Below are 14,724 nucleotides of genomic sequence, written 5' to 3'. Positions count from 1 at the left end.
ACCACCCGCCGCCACCGACGCATACCCCAGTTAGAACGAGGGAAGAACCGCCGGGACCGCGCCGCCCTTTCGGGCCGGCGGGAGGCGTCAATGCGCCAAGCGATACTCCCCACCCCATTTCACCATTGCGGTGTACTTGGGTCGGCCCGCCATTTCAAAGGGTTTTTATACCACTTCATGGTTTTTCATGGATTCGGCTGTGGATTCCAGGGAGAGCAAGGGACGGCGTGGATCGGGGAAAAACTCGCGGAAGCGCAGGAATCCGCCGGGGATGCCGCAGTGGCTCCCTGTGGATAAGTTTGTCGAAAAGATGGGCGGCGATTTTCGGGGCCGACCCCCGCCGTCAGGCGACCGGAGCTTGGGTTCGCCGCGCGGCGAACGGAATCAGCGTTCCGTGTCCTTGCCTTGAGTCGCGGCGCTCTCGCCCGACGTGCCCCCGGGAGCCACGCCCAGCTCGGCGAGCGGATCGGCGGGGGCAGACTTGGTGCTGTTATCGCTCTCGGCGATCGAGTTCGCCTCGCCGCTTCGTTCCTTCGAGCGGAAGCCTACGACCGCTGCCGCCAGCAGGACGATCAGGAAGACGACGGCAAGTCCGGTGATACCGATCCGCACGCGCTGCATCAGGCGAAGATCCCCATGACGCCAATGTCCGCCAGCCTCGGGTCGAGGTCAATCGTCAATATCTCTCCGCCTCCAGACGACGGGGCAGACGGTCGCCTGGCCCGCGTCAGCGGCGCAGCAATGCGGGGACGGGCAGGCCCTTGGCCTCCAGCCAGGCCGGATTGAACAGCGACGACAGGTAACGCATTCCCGAATCGCACAGGATAGTGACGATCGTCCTGCCCGGACCCAGTTCCCGGGCTAGGGCGATCGCGCCCGCGACGTTAATGCCCGACGACAGGCCGACGCACAGCCCCTCGCTGCCGAGCAGAGCGATCACCTGCTCGAGACCTTCCTCGTCGGAGATGCGGAACTGGGTGTCGATCGGCGCGCCGTCGAGATTGGCGGTGATGCGGCTCTGGCCGATGCCCTCCGCGATGCTCGACCCTTCGGCTTTCAGCTCGCCATGGGCGAAATAATTGTACAGCGCGGCACCGTGCGGATCGGTCAGGCCGATGACGATGTCCTCGTTGAACGCCTTGAGGCCCAGCCCGACGCCCGCCAGCGTGCCACCGGTGCCGACCGCGCAGGTAAAGCCGTCGATCCGGCCCCCGGTCTGCGCCCAGATCTCGGGCGCGGTGGTGCGGATATGGGCAAGCCGATTGGCCGTATTGTCGAACTGGTTCGCCCAGAGAGCCCCGGGGGTATCCTCGGCGATCCGACGCGAAGTGTGCACATAATGGGCGGGGTTCGAATAGGCGGTCGGCGCCACCAGCACCAGCTCGGCACCCAGCGCGCGTAGAGTATCCTGCTTTTCCTGGCTCTGGGTGTCGGTCATCACGATGATGGTGCGGTAGCCGCGCGCGTTGCCGACCAGTGCAAGGCCGATACCGGTGTTGCCGGCGGTGCCCTCGACGATGATCCCGCCCGGCGCGATCAGGCCGCGCTCCTCGGCGTCGGTGATGATCGCCAGCGCGGCGCGGTCCTTTACCGAGCCGCCGGGATTCATGAACTCGCACTTGGCGAGGATCTCGCAGCCGGTCGCCTCGCTGGGGCCCTTCAGTCGGACGAGAGGGGTATTGCCGATCAGGGCGAGCGCGTCGGGCGCTATCGTGTCATGTGCCATGTCGCCAAGCCTAGCCGAGCGGCGCGGCGCTTGCCAACATAGCTTCTCTTTGGCGACAGTCTTTGCCGCTTGTGACGGGCGGCCTTCCACCCCATGTCCGTCCGATGACCGGTCCCAGGACGCCTTCCGAAGCGCGCAAGTCCAGCTTCCCCCCGGTGGTCTCCGCCGATACCCGCCTCCTCCTGCTCGGCAGCCTGCCCGGCGAGGCGTCGTTGCGCGCCGAGCGCTATTACGCTCATCCCCAGAACCAGTTCTGGCGATTGACTGGCGCGCTGGTCGGCGACGAGGATTTCCACCTGCTCGATTATCAGGCGCGGCTCGCCCGGCTGCTCGCATCGGGCGTCGGCCTCTGGGACGTGGTCGCGGACGCCGTCCGCGACGGCAGCCTCGACGCGGCGATCCGCGATCATCGGCCTAACGACCTGGCGGCCCTGGTCGCGAGCTTGCCATCGCTCCGCGCGATCGGTTTCAACGGCGGAACCGCGGCGCGACTCGGCCGGCGGATGATCGGCGCGCCGCAGGGAATCGCCTTGGTCGACCTGCCCTCCAGCAGCCCCGCCTTCACCCGATCACTGGCCGAAAAGCGCGAAAAATGGGTCGGACTGCGTGGATTTTTAGAACCGATAGCCGAATTCCGCCGAGATTGATCGAAATTCGCATGTTCATGGGCCCTTCATCGGCAGCCTGTACTTGACGCACTGCACCCAAGGACTCCAAGACACCGCTCGTTATGAAAAACCACTTCCGCCTCACCGCCGCCGCGCTTCTCGGCACCGCCCTGGTGCTCACCGCTTGCGGCAAGCCCGAAACCGTCACCGCCGGGAACGACGATCCCGATGCTGCCACGCTGAACGCCGCTGCGCCGGTCGAGCTGCCGCCGATGGTGACCGCCAGCCGCACCTATCGCTGCAAGGACGGCAGCCTGGTTTATGTCGATTTCTTCAGCAACAACACGGCTGCCTACAAGACCAAGAAGGAAGAAGCCGGCGTGCCGCTGACGGCAGCCGAAGCCGGCAAGCCCTACGTCGCCGAAGGCTATTCGATCAGCGGCGACGGTCCGCAGGTCGACATCGCCGCGCCGGGCAAGCCGTCGCAGAGCTGCAAGGCCTGATCCCTTTCCCATCATGACGAAGGCCGGCGGGAGCCATGCTCCGCCGGCCTTTTTTGATGCGCTGCGTCACGCGGGCGGCTGGCAGACGTCGACCCACCGGGCGCCCGTCAGCGCCGSGAGCCGATCGGGGGTGAGCCGCACCGATGCGGTCCTTGATCCGGCCGCAGGATAGACCTCTTCGAAATCCTTCAGCGAGAGGTCGCAGTAGATCGGCAGCGGGCTGGCGAGTCCGAAAGGGCAGACGCCGCCCACCGGATGACCGGTCAGCGCTTCGACCTCCTCCGCGCCCAGCATCCGGGGGCGACCGCCGAGGGCATCCTTGGTCTTGCGGTTATCGAGGCGGGCATCGCCGCGCGCGACGACCAGCATCGCCGTCTCACCGACGCGGATCGAGAGTGTCTTTGCGATCTGGCCCGGCAGCACGCCCAGCGTCTCGGCGGCTTCCGTCACCGTGGCGGTGCTGGCGCCCTGATCGATGACGGCTAGGTCCGGGGCATGTGTCGCGAGAAAGGCGCGGACCGATTCGAGGCTCATGGCCACCGCTTAGCCCGAAAGGGAGCACTGCGGGAACCGGGTTCAGTGGACCGGCCAGACGATCAGGATAAGCGGGACCGCGACGATGATGACGATCAGCGACAGCGGCGCCCCGAGCCGGGCATAATCGCTGAAACGATAGCCGCCCGGACCCATTACCAGCGTGTTGCACTGGTGGCCGATCGGCGTGAGAAAGTCGCTGCCCGCGCCGACAGCCACCGCCATCAGGAAGGCCTCCGGGCGATAGCCGAGATCCCCGGCGAACAGGGTGGCGATCGGCGCCATTACCAGCACCGTCGCGGCGTTGTTCAGGAACGGCGTCACCGCCATCGCCACGACGAGGATCAGGCCGAGCGCGGCCCAGACCGGCAGGCCGGCCGCGGTGCTCGACAGCCAGGTGGCGATCAGGTCGGTGCCGCCGCTGGTCCGCAGCGCCTCGCTGACCGGAATCAGCGCCCCGAGCATGATCAGGATCGGCCATTCGACATGGTCATAGGCCTCGCGCGGGCCGATCGCGCCGGTCAGCAGCATCAGCGCCGCCGCCGCGAAAAAGGCGACCGCGACGGGGACGAGTCCGGTCGCCGTCGCCACCATCGCCGCGACGAGAATCGCGACCGGCAGCAGGCTGGTGCGCATCCCGCCCAGCCGGATCGGCCGCTCGGCGAGCGGCAGCAGACCCAGCTCGCGCATCCGTTCCGGCAGGATGTCGAGCGGCCCCTGCACCACCAGGACGTCGCCGGCCGCCAGGTTGGTGTCGCCGAGCCGTTCGGTCATGCGGTGCCCGGCCCGCGATATGGCGATCAGGTTGATGCCGTGGCGATCGTGCAGCGCGATCCGTCCGGCGGCCTGGCCGATCAGTGCCGCCTGGGGCGTGACGACCGCCTCGATCACCCCGCGATTCTCGGCGAGCGTGTCCGTCACCGCGCTGCGGTCCTGGCCGACCAGCTCGAGCCCTCCCTTGGCGATGGCGCGTTCGAGCGCATCGGGTTCGCCGCGCAGGAACAAGGTATCGCCTTCCTCGATCACGGTATCGGGCAGGGTGATCGCGCGGCGGCGCGTGCCACGCATCATGCCGGTGACGACGACGGCGCCATCGTTCGCGCTGACGAAGGCGCCGATCGTGCTGCCGACGGCGCCCGCGTCCGGCGGCACTTCCGCCTCGGTATTATAATCGGCGATATCCAGCGCTTCGCCCATCGTCGCCGCGGCATGGCGATCGCGGGGGATCAGCCGGTAGCCGAAACGAAGGAAGATCAGCCCCGCCAGCGACAGGCCCAGCCCGACCGGCGCATAGTCGAACATGTGGAACGGCTGGCCCGTCATCTGCTCGCGCACGCGCGAGACGATGATGTTGGGCGAGGTCCCGACCAGGGTGACCAGCCCCCCGAGCAGCGATCCGAACGACATCGGCATCAGGAACACGGCGGGCGAGGTGCCCGAGCGCTTGGCCATCTTCAGCGCGGCCGGGATCAGCATGGCGAGCGCGCCGATATTCTTGACCAGCGCCGACAGCAGCGTGACCGATCCGACAAGGACGGTGAGCTGCCACCTGATCTTCGTCACCCGCTGCGCCGTCCAGCCCAGCACGGTCTCGACGACGCCGGCCCGTTCCACCGCCGCGCTTACCACCAGCGCGCTGCCGATGATGATGACGATATCGTCGCTGAAGCCCGAAAAGGCATCCTTCGGCTTCACCGTGCCGGCCGCCAGGGAAGCCAGCAGCGCGGTCATCGCCACGACGTCGTAGCGCAGCCTCCCCCAGATGAAGAGGAGCATCATGCCGGCAAGGATCGCGAAGGCGAGGAATTGGGTTTGGGTCATGCACGCTCCGGGTCGTGCGGCAAGAAACGCACCAGTTGCCGATTTGCTGCGCCCGAAACAACGCTCGCACCGGCACGGCGAGAAAGGTCAGTCCTTGCGGACGACCAGACCGAAGGGAATGTCGCCCTGCGCGCCCATGGCGCCGAAATGGAGCTGGGCCACGGAGAAGCCCCGGGAGATCAGCATGACCGACAGGCGTTCGACCTCGCGCCGGGGTAGACCCGCGCCCGCATCGCCCGCCGCCAGGTCGAACATGTGGACGGCATAGCCGCCCGGCCGCAGGACCGCCATCAGCTCGCACAGCAGGTTCACGGAGCTGCCGGCGGCATGGCCTTGCTCGGCCATGCCGATCGACCAGAGGAAATCGAAACCGCGCTGATCGGCCGGTTGCTCGACCAACGAGACGATCTTGCCTGGGAACGAGCCATCGGGACCGGGCACGGCATCGAGCGCCGAGCAGGCGAGCGCGTTCCAGGCGATGGCTATGCCGGCAGGTTCGACCGGGGGGGCGGCAAGTACCGCGTCGCACTGGGCCGCCGCGAAGATCGGGGCGAGCGCCCGGCTTTCCTCGCCCCAGCCGATCCCCTGCGCGCCCGATCGGAGCATGCCGTAGCGATCGAGGACCTGGGCTATGAAGGCGAGCCGCCACTGCGCGTCGGGCGAGGCGGGGCGGGGTGACAGCCGCGACGCCCACAGCTCGAAGCCGGGCTCGGCGAACTGTGCCTCGGTCATCGGCTGCGATGCCGGATCGGTGAAGGAGACGGCATCCTCGCTGACCAGGCGGGTCGGTATCTGAAGGTCGACGCCGGTGAAATGGGTGGGAAGCAGCGGCTGCTGTCCGGCCTCGTCGTTGGCCTCGAGCTGCTCGGCGTGGATCGAGATGCCGGCGGCCTGGGCGTCGGTCCCTTCGACGCAATAGCCGAAGGCGGCATAGGTCGCGCCGGCGACGCTGAGGAAGGAGATGGACAGGCCGCGCGCGACGGCGGCGGAGTCGGCCATCTGGAGCCGGGCCGAGGTGACGAAGATCGCGTCACGGCCGCTGCCCGGGATGAAGGCGTTGATGTTGACCCGCAGCTCGCCGAAACTGGCCTTGAGCTGATCGAAGCGGATCGTGAACAGCACGCGGCCCGGTTGGAACTCGACATAGGGCGTGTGGAAGACATAGCGGGGGTCGGGGCTGCGTTCCTTGCCGCCGAGCGAGCGGATGGCACTGCCATGACCGACCATGAATCCGAACGGATCGAGGTCGCGGGCGGTGTCCTGGGCGTGCGCTTCCATCGTCGCCCCTTAGAGCCTGATCGTCTGAGGTGGAAGCGCAAAGCGCTTCCCCCGGCGGGGCGCCAGGCTATTCATCGCCGGGTCTCTTGCGGCCGGCCTTGGCCCAGGGCTGGCCGATCCAGCGGCGATAGATATCGTGGGTCAGCCAGAGCAGCGGGATGCGGCGTTCGGCGATGCCGGGCAGGCTCCACGGGTCGAGGCCGGTGAAGGGCAGGAACGGGTTGCGGCGGCTATAGGCGAACAGCTCGATCCGTGTCGTCGGCCGGTCGCTGGTGGTGCGGGCATGGAAGCCGTAGGTGTCGGCGACGACCAGCGTGTTGGCGGGAACCGCGAACGCCCTTGAGGGGGGCAGGCCGAGACCGGGCAATTCCTCGTCCCCGATCCGGAAGGAGCCGCGCGCCGACAGGAGGTCGCCGTCGCGGCCGACGGTCAGGCTGCGGCGCTTTTCCCAGGCCAGGCGTTCGGGTGTCAGCCGGTGCGATCCCGGGACATAGCTGAACGGTCCGTCGCCGGGTCCGACATCCTCGAGGAACAGCCAGGCCTTCATCGTCGGATGGAAGGTGTCGGCGTGGAGCCGGGTCTGCGGATCGGGCGACGCGTCGTGGCGGCGGCTGAGGATCGACTGGACGTAGAGCAGCGGCTCGATGTCGAAGCTGGCAACATAGCGCGCGAGCCCCCGCCACCGTTCGTCACGCAGCAGTTCCTTCATCGCGGGCACGGCGCGGATCAGTTCCGGGTCGACGGCGTAGCGCCGGGTGATCGTGTCGCCTTGTATCATCTCGCGCGCGGGCCCGGCCCAGTCGAGCAGCCCGTCGCGCAATGCGGCGAAAGTTGCGGGCGGCAGGAAGTCTCGCTTTATGACGAATCCGTCGCGTTCGAACGCCTCCCGATCCTCGCGTGCGATCCGGCCGGCCAGCCGTGCCCGCCGGCGCTCGGCGAGCTGGCGCGCCCGCGCCACCCGCCAGCCATGAAGCCCGCGCCGGTTGAGGTCCTCCGACCCGATCAGCGGATTGTCGAGGAAGGATTTGGTGCCGGTCAACAACTGCGCGGCCCACCAGGGTGCCATCAGCCTGTGCAGAATCGAACCGGTCATGCGGGTGTCTTATTCGATCCCGCGGGCTTTGAGGATGGCCTCGATGGGGGCGACGTCGGTCGGGTTGTTGAGCTCGATCGCATCCCATTCGATCGGGTCGAACGGTACCACCCCGACCGCGACCCCGCCCGCCAGGAACCGCAGCTGCTCAAGACCCTCGAGCTGCTCGAGTTCGGAGACTCCCATCGCGACGTAGCGGCGCAGCGCCTCGGGCCGATAGGCATAGACGCCGAGGTGGAGATGGACCGGCGGAAAGGCCAGCGCCGCCGCGTCGGGCGGCAGGTGCGGGATGACCCGCTTCGAGAAATAGAGCGCCCGCCGGTCGGCGCCGAACACCACGGTGGTGCCGCCGACCCGACCCTGCGCCTGGTCCTCGACAAGATGGGCATAGGTGCTCCGGGCGCAGCGGATCGCCGGGGTGGTCATCGCCATGCCCGGCGTGGCGCGGAGGGCATCGACCAGCGCAGTAACGACATGGCGCGGCGTGAGCGGCGCGTCGCCCTGCAGGTTAACGACCACCTCCGGGTCGATGCCCAGCCGCGCAATTGCGTCCGCGCACCGTTCGGTGCCGTTGGCGCAGCCTTCGGCGGTCATCACCACCTGTCCGCCGAAGCCGCGCACCGCATCGGCGATGCGGTCGTCGTCGGTCGCGACCCAGACCGAGCCCGGGTCGGCGATCGCGGTGGCGCATTCCCAGCTTCGCCGGATCAGCGGCTTGGCGACGCCCGAGGCGCCTACCAGGGGAGCCAACGGCTTGGCCGGATAGCGCGACGACTTATAGCGCGCGGGAATGACGACCGCGATGTCTGCCATGCCTGGGGCTGGCGTCAGCTCAGGCCGTAGCGCACGAAATCGTGGATATGGACGATCCCCGCCGGATAGTCGGGGCGCTCGTCCTCCATCACGAAGACGGTCGTGATCTTGCAGTCGTTCATGATCATCAGCGCATCTTCGGCGAGCGTTTCGGGCGGCACCGTCTTGGGGCTGCGCGTCATGACGTCGGCCGCGACGCCATCGCCCAGGTCGCCGACATGGCGACGAAGGTCGCCGTCGGTGATGACGCCGACCAGACGGCCGTCGTCAGCGCACACGCCGGCGGCGCCGAAGCCCATCGACGTCATCGTCATGATCACGTCGCGCATCGGCGTGTCGCGGCGGACGAGCGGCAGGCTGGCGCCGCCGTGCATCATCTCGCGCACCGCCATCAGGCGCAGGCCGATCGCCCCGCCGGGATGAAGCTGCTTGAGATTGTCGCGGGCGACGCCGCGCAGATCCATCAGCGCCATGGCGAGCGCGTCGCCGAGCGCGAGCATCATCGCGGTCGAGCTGGTCGGCGCGATGTTGCTGGGGCAGGCCTCGCGCACCTGCGGCAGCAGCAGGCGGACGTCGGACGCCTGCATCACCGGCGAATCGAGCCGCGAGGCGATGCCGATGATGCGGATGCGAAGGCTGCGGCAATGTTGCATCACCGGGGTCAGCTCGGGGGTCGAGCCCGAATTGGACAACACGATCAGCGTGTCGCCGTGCTGCACCATGCCGAGATCGCCATGCGCTGCTTCGGCCGGATGGATGAAGATGGCGGGCGAACCCGTCGCCGCGAAGGTGGCGGCGATCTTGCGGGCCATGTGGCCCGACTTGCCCATGCCCGTCACGACGATGCGGCCCTTGGTCGCATCGAGCATGTGGACGGCGGTGGGAAAATTGTCGTCGAGATAGGCCTCGAGCTGGACGAGGGCGTCGATCTCGGCCCTCAAAACCTGGCGGCCACGTTCCAATAAATGCTTCGCGGTCGCTTCGGACCGGATGTCGTGTGTTATCACGCTCGTCTCCCTGGCCCCACGCGCGCCCTGAAAATATACAGGGATGCATTTGTTGCAATAGCAAATTGCGGCAATGCACCAAAACGGACCATGGAGCTATGTATCAACGACGGAGACATTCCGAAGTTGCCTTGATGATCAGCTCTTTTTTCTCACGATCATCCCGAAAGAGGTCGAAACCCAGCGCAGCAACTGCAATTTCAGATGCGGATCGCTGGAATAGGGCGGCAGATCTATGAAACGGTCCAGATCGGTATCGCCGCTGTCGAAGGTGATCGGCATCACCTCATGCCCTTGGGCCAGCAATCGCTCTGCCAGCGTCTCGAAGTCGCGGCGACGGAAGATTACCGTGCCGCCCTTGTCGAGGGTCGAGCTGTTCGAGCTCAGGTTGAGCTCGGTGGTGTGCACCGCGATCCCGCCGGGGCCCAGGCACTTGAGAGAGTTCTCGAAGAAGGCCAGCCCGGCCTCGATCGAGCCGAGATGCTCGTAGGCGCAGGACGACCAGGTGAAGTCGAAGTCGACGAGATCCGCCGGGATCGCGTTCATGTCGACGGGGCGATAAGAAACGCGCTCGAAGAAGGCGGCCTCGTCGCACAGCTGCGGATTGTGGATCTGCCGCAGGTTGGACCCGAGCTGATCGGTATTGTTCCAGACCTGAGCCCGGTCGTCGTCGGCGGCTAGATCGGTCGCGACGACCTCGCAGCCCGTCGCGGCGAAGATCGACGACAGCGGCTCGATCCCGACCCCGAAGCCGAGGCCGCGCGAACCGGGCCGCAGCGCGCCATAATATTCCAGCGCGCGCAGGATGAAGACGAACTCCCACTGCTTTCGGTGGCGGGTGGGGGCATTGTCCATGCGACGGCACCATTCCGCGTAAATCGGCTCGGCCATCTGCGAAGCGGTGCACATCTGCGAGATCGGATGCGCCAGCGTCGCGCGGCGGCGCACGACGATCTTCTTGAGCGCCCCGCTGCCGGGCGCGGAAAGGAATTCGCGGCGCGCGGCCTCCAGCCGGGCGCGCAGCGCGTCGCTGCTGTCGCCACCCTTCAGGCTGATCTCGATCCGCTCGGCGCGGGCATCCGCGTCCTCGCTGAGCGTGCCCATGATCGCATAGCTATGACCGGGCGATCCGAACTTGGTGACTTCGAACTCGCCGCCCTCGGCGACAAGTTTTTCGATCGGAAAGGTCAGCACCTTGGGTGATACGGATTCGCCCAGCTCGGTGAGCCCGTTGATGTTGATGGTCAGCTGGCCCCGCGTACCGGTCAGGCCGGGCAGCCGCACCCGATAGCGCATCCGGCCGCCGGTCGACGGCACATAGTCGGTGTGGAAGGCATAGCCGGCCACCAGGCTGGGATCGGCGCCGCCCTCGCCGGAGAGCGCGCTCGTCTGACCCGCCCAGAAGGAAAAGGGCTTGAGGAGAACCGGCTCCTCGTCCTGCCGCCCGCCGGTGCGCAGGTCGTGCCACCAACGATAGACCCGGGTCGCGATGGAGCGAAACAGGGACCGTTCCTGTAGCTGGGCGGGGTGGGATTGAATGGGTGCGTTTACGGTCATGATCGATCGGCTGCTCTATGGCCGTACAAGTGCATGGTTTCAACCGTGTAGATGATGAACGGGACGATGGGTGCCGTCAGCATGACGGTTCCGGCTGAACCTAACCTTGCCGTCTTGGCCGATCGCATTGCCATTCCGTCGCCGCGGCGCCATATTCCGATGGTTGGAGATGTTGCTTTGGACCAACCGGGATTTGAACAAGGCGGTGACAGGGGATGGCGGCAGCGGATGAATACGCTGACCGCCCGGCGCACCGACACGCCTCGGCCGCAGGTGCCGTCGGGACAGCGTGTCTATGCGGTCGGCGACATCCATGGCCGTCTCGATCTGCTGCTGCCGCTGCTCGCGCATATCCGCGATGATATCGCCGCCCGATCGGACGCCGACAACCATGTCGTGCTGCTCGGCGATCTCGTCGATCGCGGCCCCTATTCGGCGGAAACCGTGGAATATGCGATCAGCGGCCTGCCCAGCTTCGCGACCTTCCACGTCCTGATGGGCAACCATGAGGAGGCCATGCTGCGTGCGCTCGATCCCCAGGACGATCAGAGCCAGAATCTGTGGCTGAAATTCGGGGGATATGAAACGCTGGCCAGCTACGGCGTGCCGGTCGCGACCCTGGGCGAGGAATTGCCGCCGCCCGAGACGCTGCGGCATTACATTCCCGAACGCCACCGTCAGTTCCTCGAAACACTGCCCGATGCGATCCGTTTCGGCGATTATGTCCTGGTCCATGCCGGGGTCCGCCCAGGGGTTTCGCTGGAGGAGCAGAATCCGCAGGATATGCGCTGGATCCGTCGCGAGTTCCTCGACCACAAGGGGGATCACGGCGCCTTCATCGTCCATGGCCATTCGATTTCGACCGAGCCCGACGTCCAGGCGAATCGCGTGGGGATCGATACCGGCGCCTATCGCAGCGGCACGCTGACCGCCCTGGGTCTCGAGGGGGACCGGCGCTGGTTGCTGCGCGCCAGCGTGATCGACGGCGAAGTTCAAACGAAATTAAGCAGCTTGGGTTAAGCCCCGACTCGACGGGTGCGGGGACGGGTCCCCGCGATCCGTGCGTGATCGAGGGAGAATCGCCGGATGCGGCGGGTACGCGGAAGATCGGCCTTCGCCATAGAAGGGCGCGGCGACGTCGAGGTGAAGGGGGTGCGATTCCTGCGCGGCCTGTTCCCGCGCGGCGACGTGCATGACCAGCAATCCGTCGCCAACCGCGTGCGCATGGCGACCGACGCGCTGCCACTGCTGCTGGCCGCCGACCTGATCGCCGCCGCCGGGCTTTGGCTGCTGTGTCGTCCGCTGATCGGCAGCGGTGCTTTCTGGATGATCGTGGCGCCGATGCTGGCGATGCTCGGGGCGGGCGGAGCGATCCGGCTGGCCGCCCGGCGAGGCTGGCGGGGACCGTCCTCCCCCGAAGCGATGCACGGCCTCGTCGCGGCGTTCGGGGTGGTTCAGGGCGCGGGCTGGTCGGCGTGGCTGCTGGCTTCCGCCAACGGGATCGCCGCGCCGCACTGGCCGCTCGCCGCAATCGCGCATTGCGGACTGCTGGTCATCACCACGCTCGTCTTCGCGCCGGTGCCCACCGCCGCGCTGGCGCTGTGGCTGTGCCTGTCGATCGCGGCCACCGTGATCCTCGGCCAATGGGCGACGCTGGTGATGCTGGTGCCGTTGCTCGGCATAGCCATGGTCATGCTCGGCGGGATCTCGGAGCGCAGCTATGTCGTGTCGCGCCGCTGGCTGGCCAATGCGGCGATCTCGCTGAAGGCGTCGCTGCTGCTGAGCGAGTTCGAGGAGAGCCGGCGTGGCTGGTTCTGGGAAACCGACGATCGTGGCCTGATCACCTATATCTCCCCGCAGATCGCGGCGGCGCTCGATCTGACGGTCGACCAGCTGCTGGGGGCACCGATGACCGGCCTGGTGCTGCATGAAGCCAGCGCCGGTACCGGTACCGGTGCCGGCGAGCGGACGCTGGGCTTCCACCTGTCGACCCGGCTCGCCTTTTCCGAGATCGCCGTGCGTGCGGCCGGCGAGCATGACGTGCGCTGGTGGTCGTTATCCGGCCGTCCGGCCTTCGACGAATATGGCCATTTCCTGGGCTTCCGTGGCAGCGGCACCGATCTGACCGAAATGCGCCGCTCGGAGGCCGAGGTGAAGCGCCTCGCCAGCTATGATTCGCTGACCGGCCTGCCCAACCGCATCCTGATGCGGCGCACCCTCGACGAATCGCTGCGCGACATCGCCGGACGACCCAAGCGCGCGGCGCTGTTCATGCTCGACCTCGACCGTTTCAAGATGGTCAACGACACGCTCGGTCATCCGGTCGGGGACAGCCTCCTGCGCCAGGTGGCCGAACGGCTGCAGCGGGTGGTACAGCAGGACGGCCAGGTCGGCCGTCTCGGAGGCGACGAGTTCAACGTCGTGCTGCCCGGCTTCTCCGAGAGGAACCGCCTCGCCACCCTCGCCTCGGCGATCATCCAGGAAGTGTCGCAACCTTATCTGATCGACGGATCGCACGTCTCGATCGGCGCTTCGATCGGCATCGCCATCGCGCCCGACGACGGTGCCACTGCCGATGCGCTGGTGCGCAACGCCGACTTGGCGCTCTATGCGGCGAAGGCCGACGGCAAGGGCGTGCATCGCTTCTACGAGCCAGAGATGCATGCCAGCGCGAAGGACCGGCGTCTGCTCGAGATGGACCTGCGCAAGGTGATGACGGAGAGCGGGCTGCATCTGGCCTATCAGCCGGTCGTGGACGCCCAGAGCGAGACGATCGTCTGTTTCGAGGCGCTCGTCCGCTGGAACCATCCGACCCGCGGGCCGATCTCGCCCGCCGATTTCATTCCGGTCGCCGAGGAGATCGGCCTGATCCCGCAGATCGGCGAATGGGTGCTGCGAACCGCCTGCCTGGAGGCGGCGAACTGGCCCGATCCGGTGCGGGTCGCGGTCAACATCTCGCCGATCCAGTTCGCCAATCCGTCCTTGCCGGGGACCGTCATGTCGGCGCTCGCCGCCGCGCAACTGCCGCCGGGACGGCTGGAGCTCGAGATCACCGAAGGCGTGTTCCTCAACGACGATGCCGCGATCGATGCGATGTTCGCCCGGCTCAAGGCGATCGGCGTGCGCTTCGCGCTCGACGACTTCGGCACCGGCTATTCGTCGCTCGGCTATCTGAAGAAGGCGCCGTTCAACAAGATAAAGATCGACCAGAGCTTCGTGCGCGGCGCGGCCGTTCCCGGCAACCGCAACGCCGCGATCATCCGCGCGATCGTGGCGCTGGCCGAAAGCCTGGAGATGGAGACGACCGCCGAAGGCGCCGAGACCCCCGACGAGCTGGCGCTGATTCGCTCGCTCGGCTGCAGCCATATCCAGGGCTATATTTTCGGCAGGCCGATGCTGTCGGACGAGGCGCGCGCGCGCGTCGCCGGGTCGGGCAAGCTCGCCATGCCGGGCCTGCTCGTCACCCGCGATCCGCGTGTCGCGATGCTGCGCTCGGCGACGATCCGCAGCGCGCGCGGCGTCGAGCCGGGCCGGGTGCGGAACCTGTCCCGTTCGGGCGCGATGGTCGAATGCGCCATCCCCTTCCGGCCGGGCGAGACGGTCGCGATCGATTTCGGAGACGGCCATCCGATCGACGGCGTGGTGCGCTGGGCCGACGAGGGCCGCATCGGCGTCGCCTTCGACGACCCGATCGAGGCCGAGCAGCTCACCCCACAGCGCATGGTCCGCAGCGCGGCCGGCTAGGTTCTGATCCTCCCCGCCGCTGCGCGGCACGGAGGATCTG

General features: G+C 67.3%; 13 protein-coding genes. 4 read left to right on the top strand and 9 right to left on the bottom strand.

Going from position 1 to position 14,724, the window contains the following annotated elements; all coding sequences use genetic code 11:
• Positions 1-384: 384 nt before the first annotated feature.
• Complete coding sequence (locus tag ASE22_RS08435) at positions 385-621, bottom strand: hypothetical protein (RefSeq protein WP_056357441.1); 237 nt, start codon at positions 619-621, stop codon at positions 385-387.
• Positions 622-727: 106 nt separating this feature from the next.
• Positions 728-1,726: a cysteine synthase A gene (locus ASE22_RS08430; RefSeq protein ID WP_056357438.1), complete on the bottom strand. Its 999-nt coding sequence runs from the start codon at positions 1,724-1,726 to the stop codon at positions 728-730.
• Between the two features lie 104 nt (positions 1,727-1,830).
• Here ASE22_RS08430 and ASE22_RS08425 point away from each other — a divergent pair, with 104 nt between their 5' ends.
• Positions 1,831-2,373: a DNA-deoxyinosine glycosylase gene (locus ASE22_RS08425; protein WP_056357435.1), complete on the top strand. Its 543-nt coding sequence runs from the start codon at positions 1,831-1,833 to the stop codon at positions 2,371-2,373.
• Between the two features lie 83 nt (positions 2,374-2,456).
• Complete coding sequence (locus tag ASE22_RS08420) at positions 2,457-2,837, top strand: hypothetical protein (RefSeq protein ID WP_056357432.1); 381 nt, start codon at positions 2,457-2,459, stop codon at positions 2,835-2,837.
• Positions 2,838-2,903: 66 nt separating this feature from the next.
• Here ASE22_RS08420 and ASE22_RS08415 read toward each other — a convergent pair whose 3' ends face one another.
• The 7 genes from ASE22_RS08415 to ASE22_RS08385 form a co-directional block, all read right to left on the bottom strand.
• Positions 2,904-3,371, bottom strand: a complete 468-nt coding sequence (locus ASE22_RS08415; protein WP_056357429.1) for a YbaK/EbsC family protein — start codon at positions 3,369-3,371, stop codon at positions 2,904-2,906.
• A gap of 42 nt (positions 3,372-3,413) precedes the next feature.
• Positions 3,414-5,192 carry an SLC13 family permease gene (locus tag ASE22_RS08410; protein ID WP_056357425.1) on the bottom strand — a complete coding sequence of 593 codons (1,779 nt, stop codon included), beginning with the start codon at positions 5,190-5,192 and terminating at the stop codon, positions 3,414-3,416.
• An 87-nt stretch (positions 5,193-5,279) separates the two neighbouring features.
• Positions 5,280-6,470, bottom strand: coding sequence for a hypothetical protein (locus ASE22_RS08405; protein WP_056357422.1), 1,191 nt, complete (start codon positions 6,468-6,470; stop codon positions 5,280-5,282).
• Between the two features lie 67 nt (positions 6,471-6,537).
• Complete coding sequence (locus tag ASE22_RS08400; RefSeq protein ID WP_056357418.1) at positions 6,538-7,563, bottom strand: phytanoyl-CoA dioxygenase family protein; 1,026 nt, start codon at positions 7,561-7,563, stop codon at positions 6,538-6,540.
• Between the two features lie 9 nt (positions 7,564-7,572).
• Entirely contained in the window at positions 7,573-8,376 is an 804-nt protein-coding gene (locus ASE22_RS08395) for a 3-deoxy-manno-octulosonate cytidylyltransferase (protein ID WP_056357416.1), read from the bottom strand.
• A 14-nt stretch (positions 8,377-8,390) separates the two neighbouring features.
• Positions 8,391-9,383, bottom strand: coding sequence for a KpsF/GutQ family sugar-phosphate isomerase (locus tag ASE22_RS08390; protein ID WP_056357413.1), 993 nt, complete (start codon positions 9,381-9,383; stop codon positions 8,391-8,393).
• A 138-nt stretch (positions 9,384-9,521) separates the two neighbouring features.
• Positions 9,522-10,940 (bottom strand): SAM-dependent methyltransferase, encoded by a 1,419-nt coding sequence (locus tag ASE22_RS08385; protein ID WP_056357410.1) that lies wholly within the window; start codon positions 10,938-10,940, stop codon positions 9,522-9,524.
• A 228-nt stretch (positions 10,941-11,168) separates the two neighbouring features.
• On the opposite strand from ASE22_RS08385, the gene ASE22_RS08380 reads away from it, so the two are divergent.
• Positions 11,169-11,960 carry a metallophosphoesterase gene (locus ASE22_RS08380; protein WP_056357407.1) on the top strand — a complete coding sequence of 264 codons (792 nt, stop codon included), beginning with the start codon at positions 11,169-11,171 and terminating at the stop codon, positions 11,958-11,960.
• A 66-nt stretch (positions 11,961-12,026) separates the two neighbouring features.
• Complete coding sequence (locus ASE22_RS08375) at positions 12,027-14,684, top strand: EAL domain-containing protein (RefSeq protein ID WP_056357406.1); 2,658 nt, start codon at positions 12,027-12,029, stop codon at positions 14,682-14,684.
• Positions 14,685-14,724: the final 40 nt, after the last annotated feature.

The organism is Sphingomonas sp. Root720, assembly GCF_001428605.1.
Lineage (GTDB): Bacteria > Pseudomonadota > Alphaproteobacteria > Sphingomonadales > Sphingomonadaceae > Rhizorhabdus.
Note: the sequence above shows the minus strand (reverse complement) of the source record. Positions and strands in the feature narration are given on the sequence as shown.

Bases quoted from the DNA above. Each gene is read 5' to 3' on its own strand.
- ASE22_RS08395 (WP_056357416.1), bottom strand. From the start codon at position 8,376: ATGGCAGACATCGCGGTCGTCATTCCCGCGCGCTATAAGTCGTCGCGC.
- ASE22_RS08405 (WP_056357422.1), bottom strand. From the start codon at position 6,470: ATGGAAGCGCACGCCCAGGACACCGCCCGCGACCTCGATCCGTTCGGA.
- ASE22_RS08430 (WP_056357438.1), bottom strand. From the start codon at position 1,726: ATGGCACATGACACGATAGCGCCCGACGCGCTCGCCCTGATCGGCAAT.
- ASE22_RS08375 (WP_056357406.1), top strand. From the start codon at position 12,027: ATGCGGCGGGTACGCGGAAGATCGGCCTTCGCCATAGAAGGGCGCGGC.
- ASE22_RS08385 (WP_056357410.1), bottom strand. From the start codon at position 10,940: ATGACCGTAAACGCACCCATTCAATCCCACCCCGCCCAGCTACAGGAA.
- ASE22_RS08425 (WP_056357435.1), top strand. From the start codon at position 1,831: ATGACCGGTCCCAGGACGCCTTCCGAAGCGCGCAAGTCCAGCTTCCCC.
- ASE22_RS08380 (WP_056357407.1), top strand. From the start codon at position 11,169: ATGAATACGCTGACCGCCCGGCGCACCGACACGCCTCGGCCGCAGGTG.
- ASE22_RS08420 (WP_056357432.1), top strand. From the start codon at position 2,457: ATGAAAAACCACTTCCGCCTCACCGCCGCCGCGCTTCTCGGCACCGCC.
- ASE22_RS08400 (WP_056357418.1), bottom strand. From the start codon at position 7,563: ATGACCGGTTCGATTCTGCACAGGCTGATGGCACCCTGGTGGGCCGCG.
- ASE22_RS08435 (WP_056357441.1), bottom strand. From the start codon at position 621: ATGCAGCGCGTGCGGATCGGTATCACCGGACTTGCCGTCGTCTTCCTG.
- ASE22_RS08410 (WP_056357425.1), bottom strand. From the start codon at position 5,192: ATGACCCAAACCCAATTCCTCGCCTTCGCGATCCTTGCCGGCATGATG.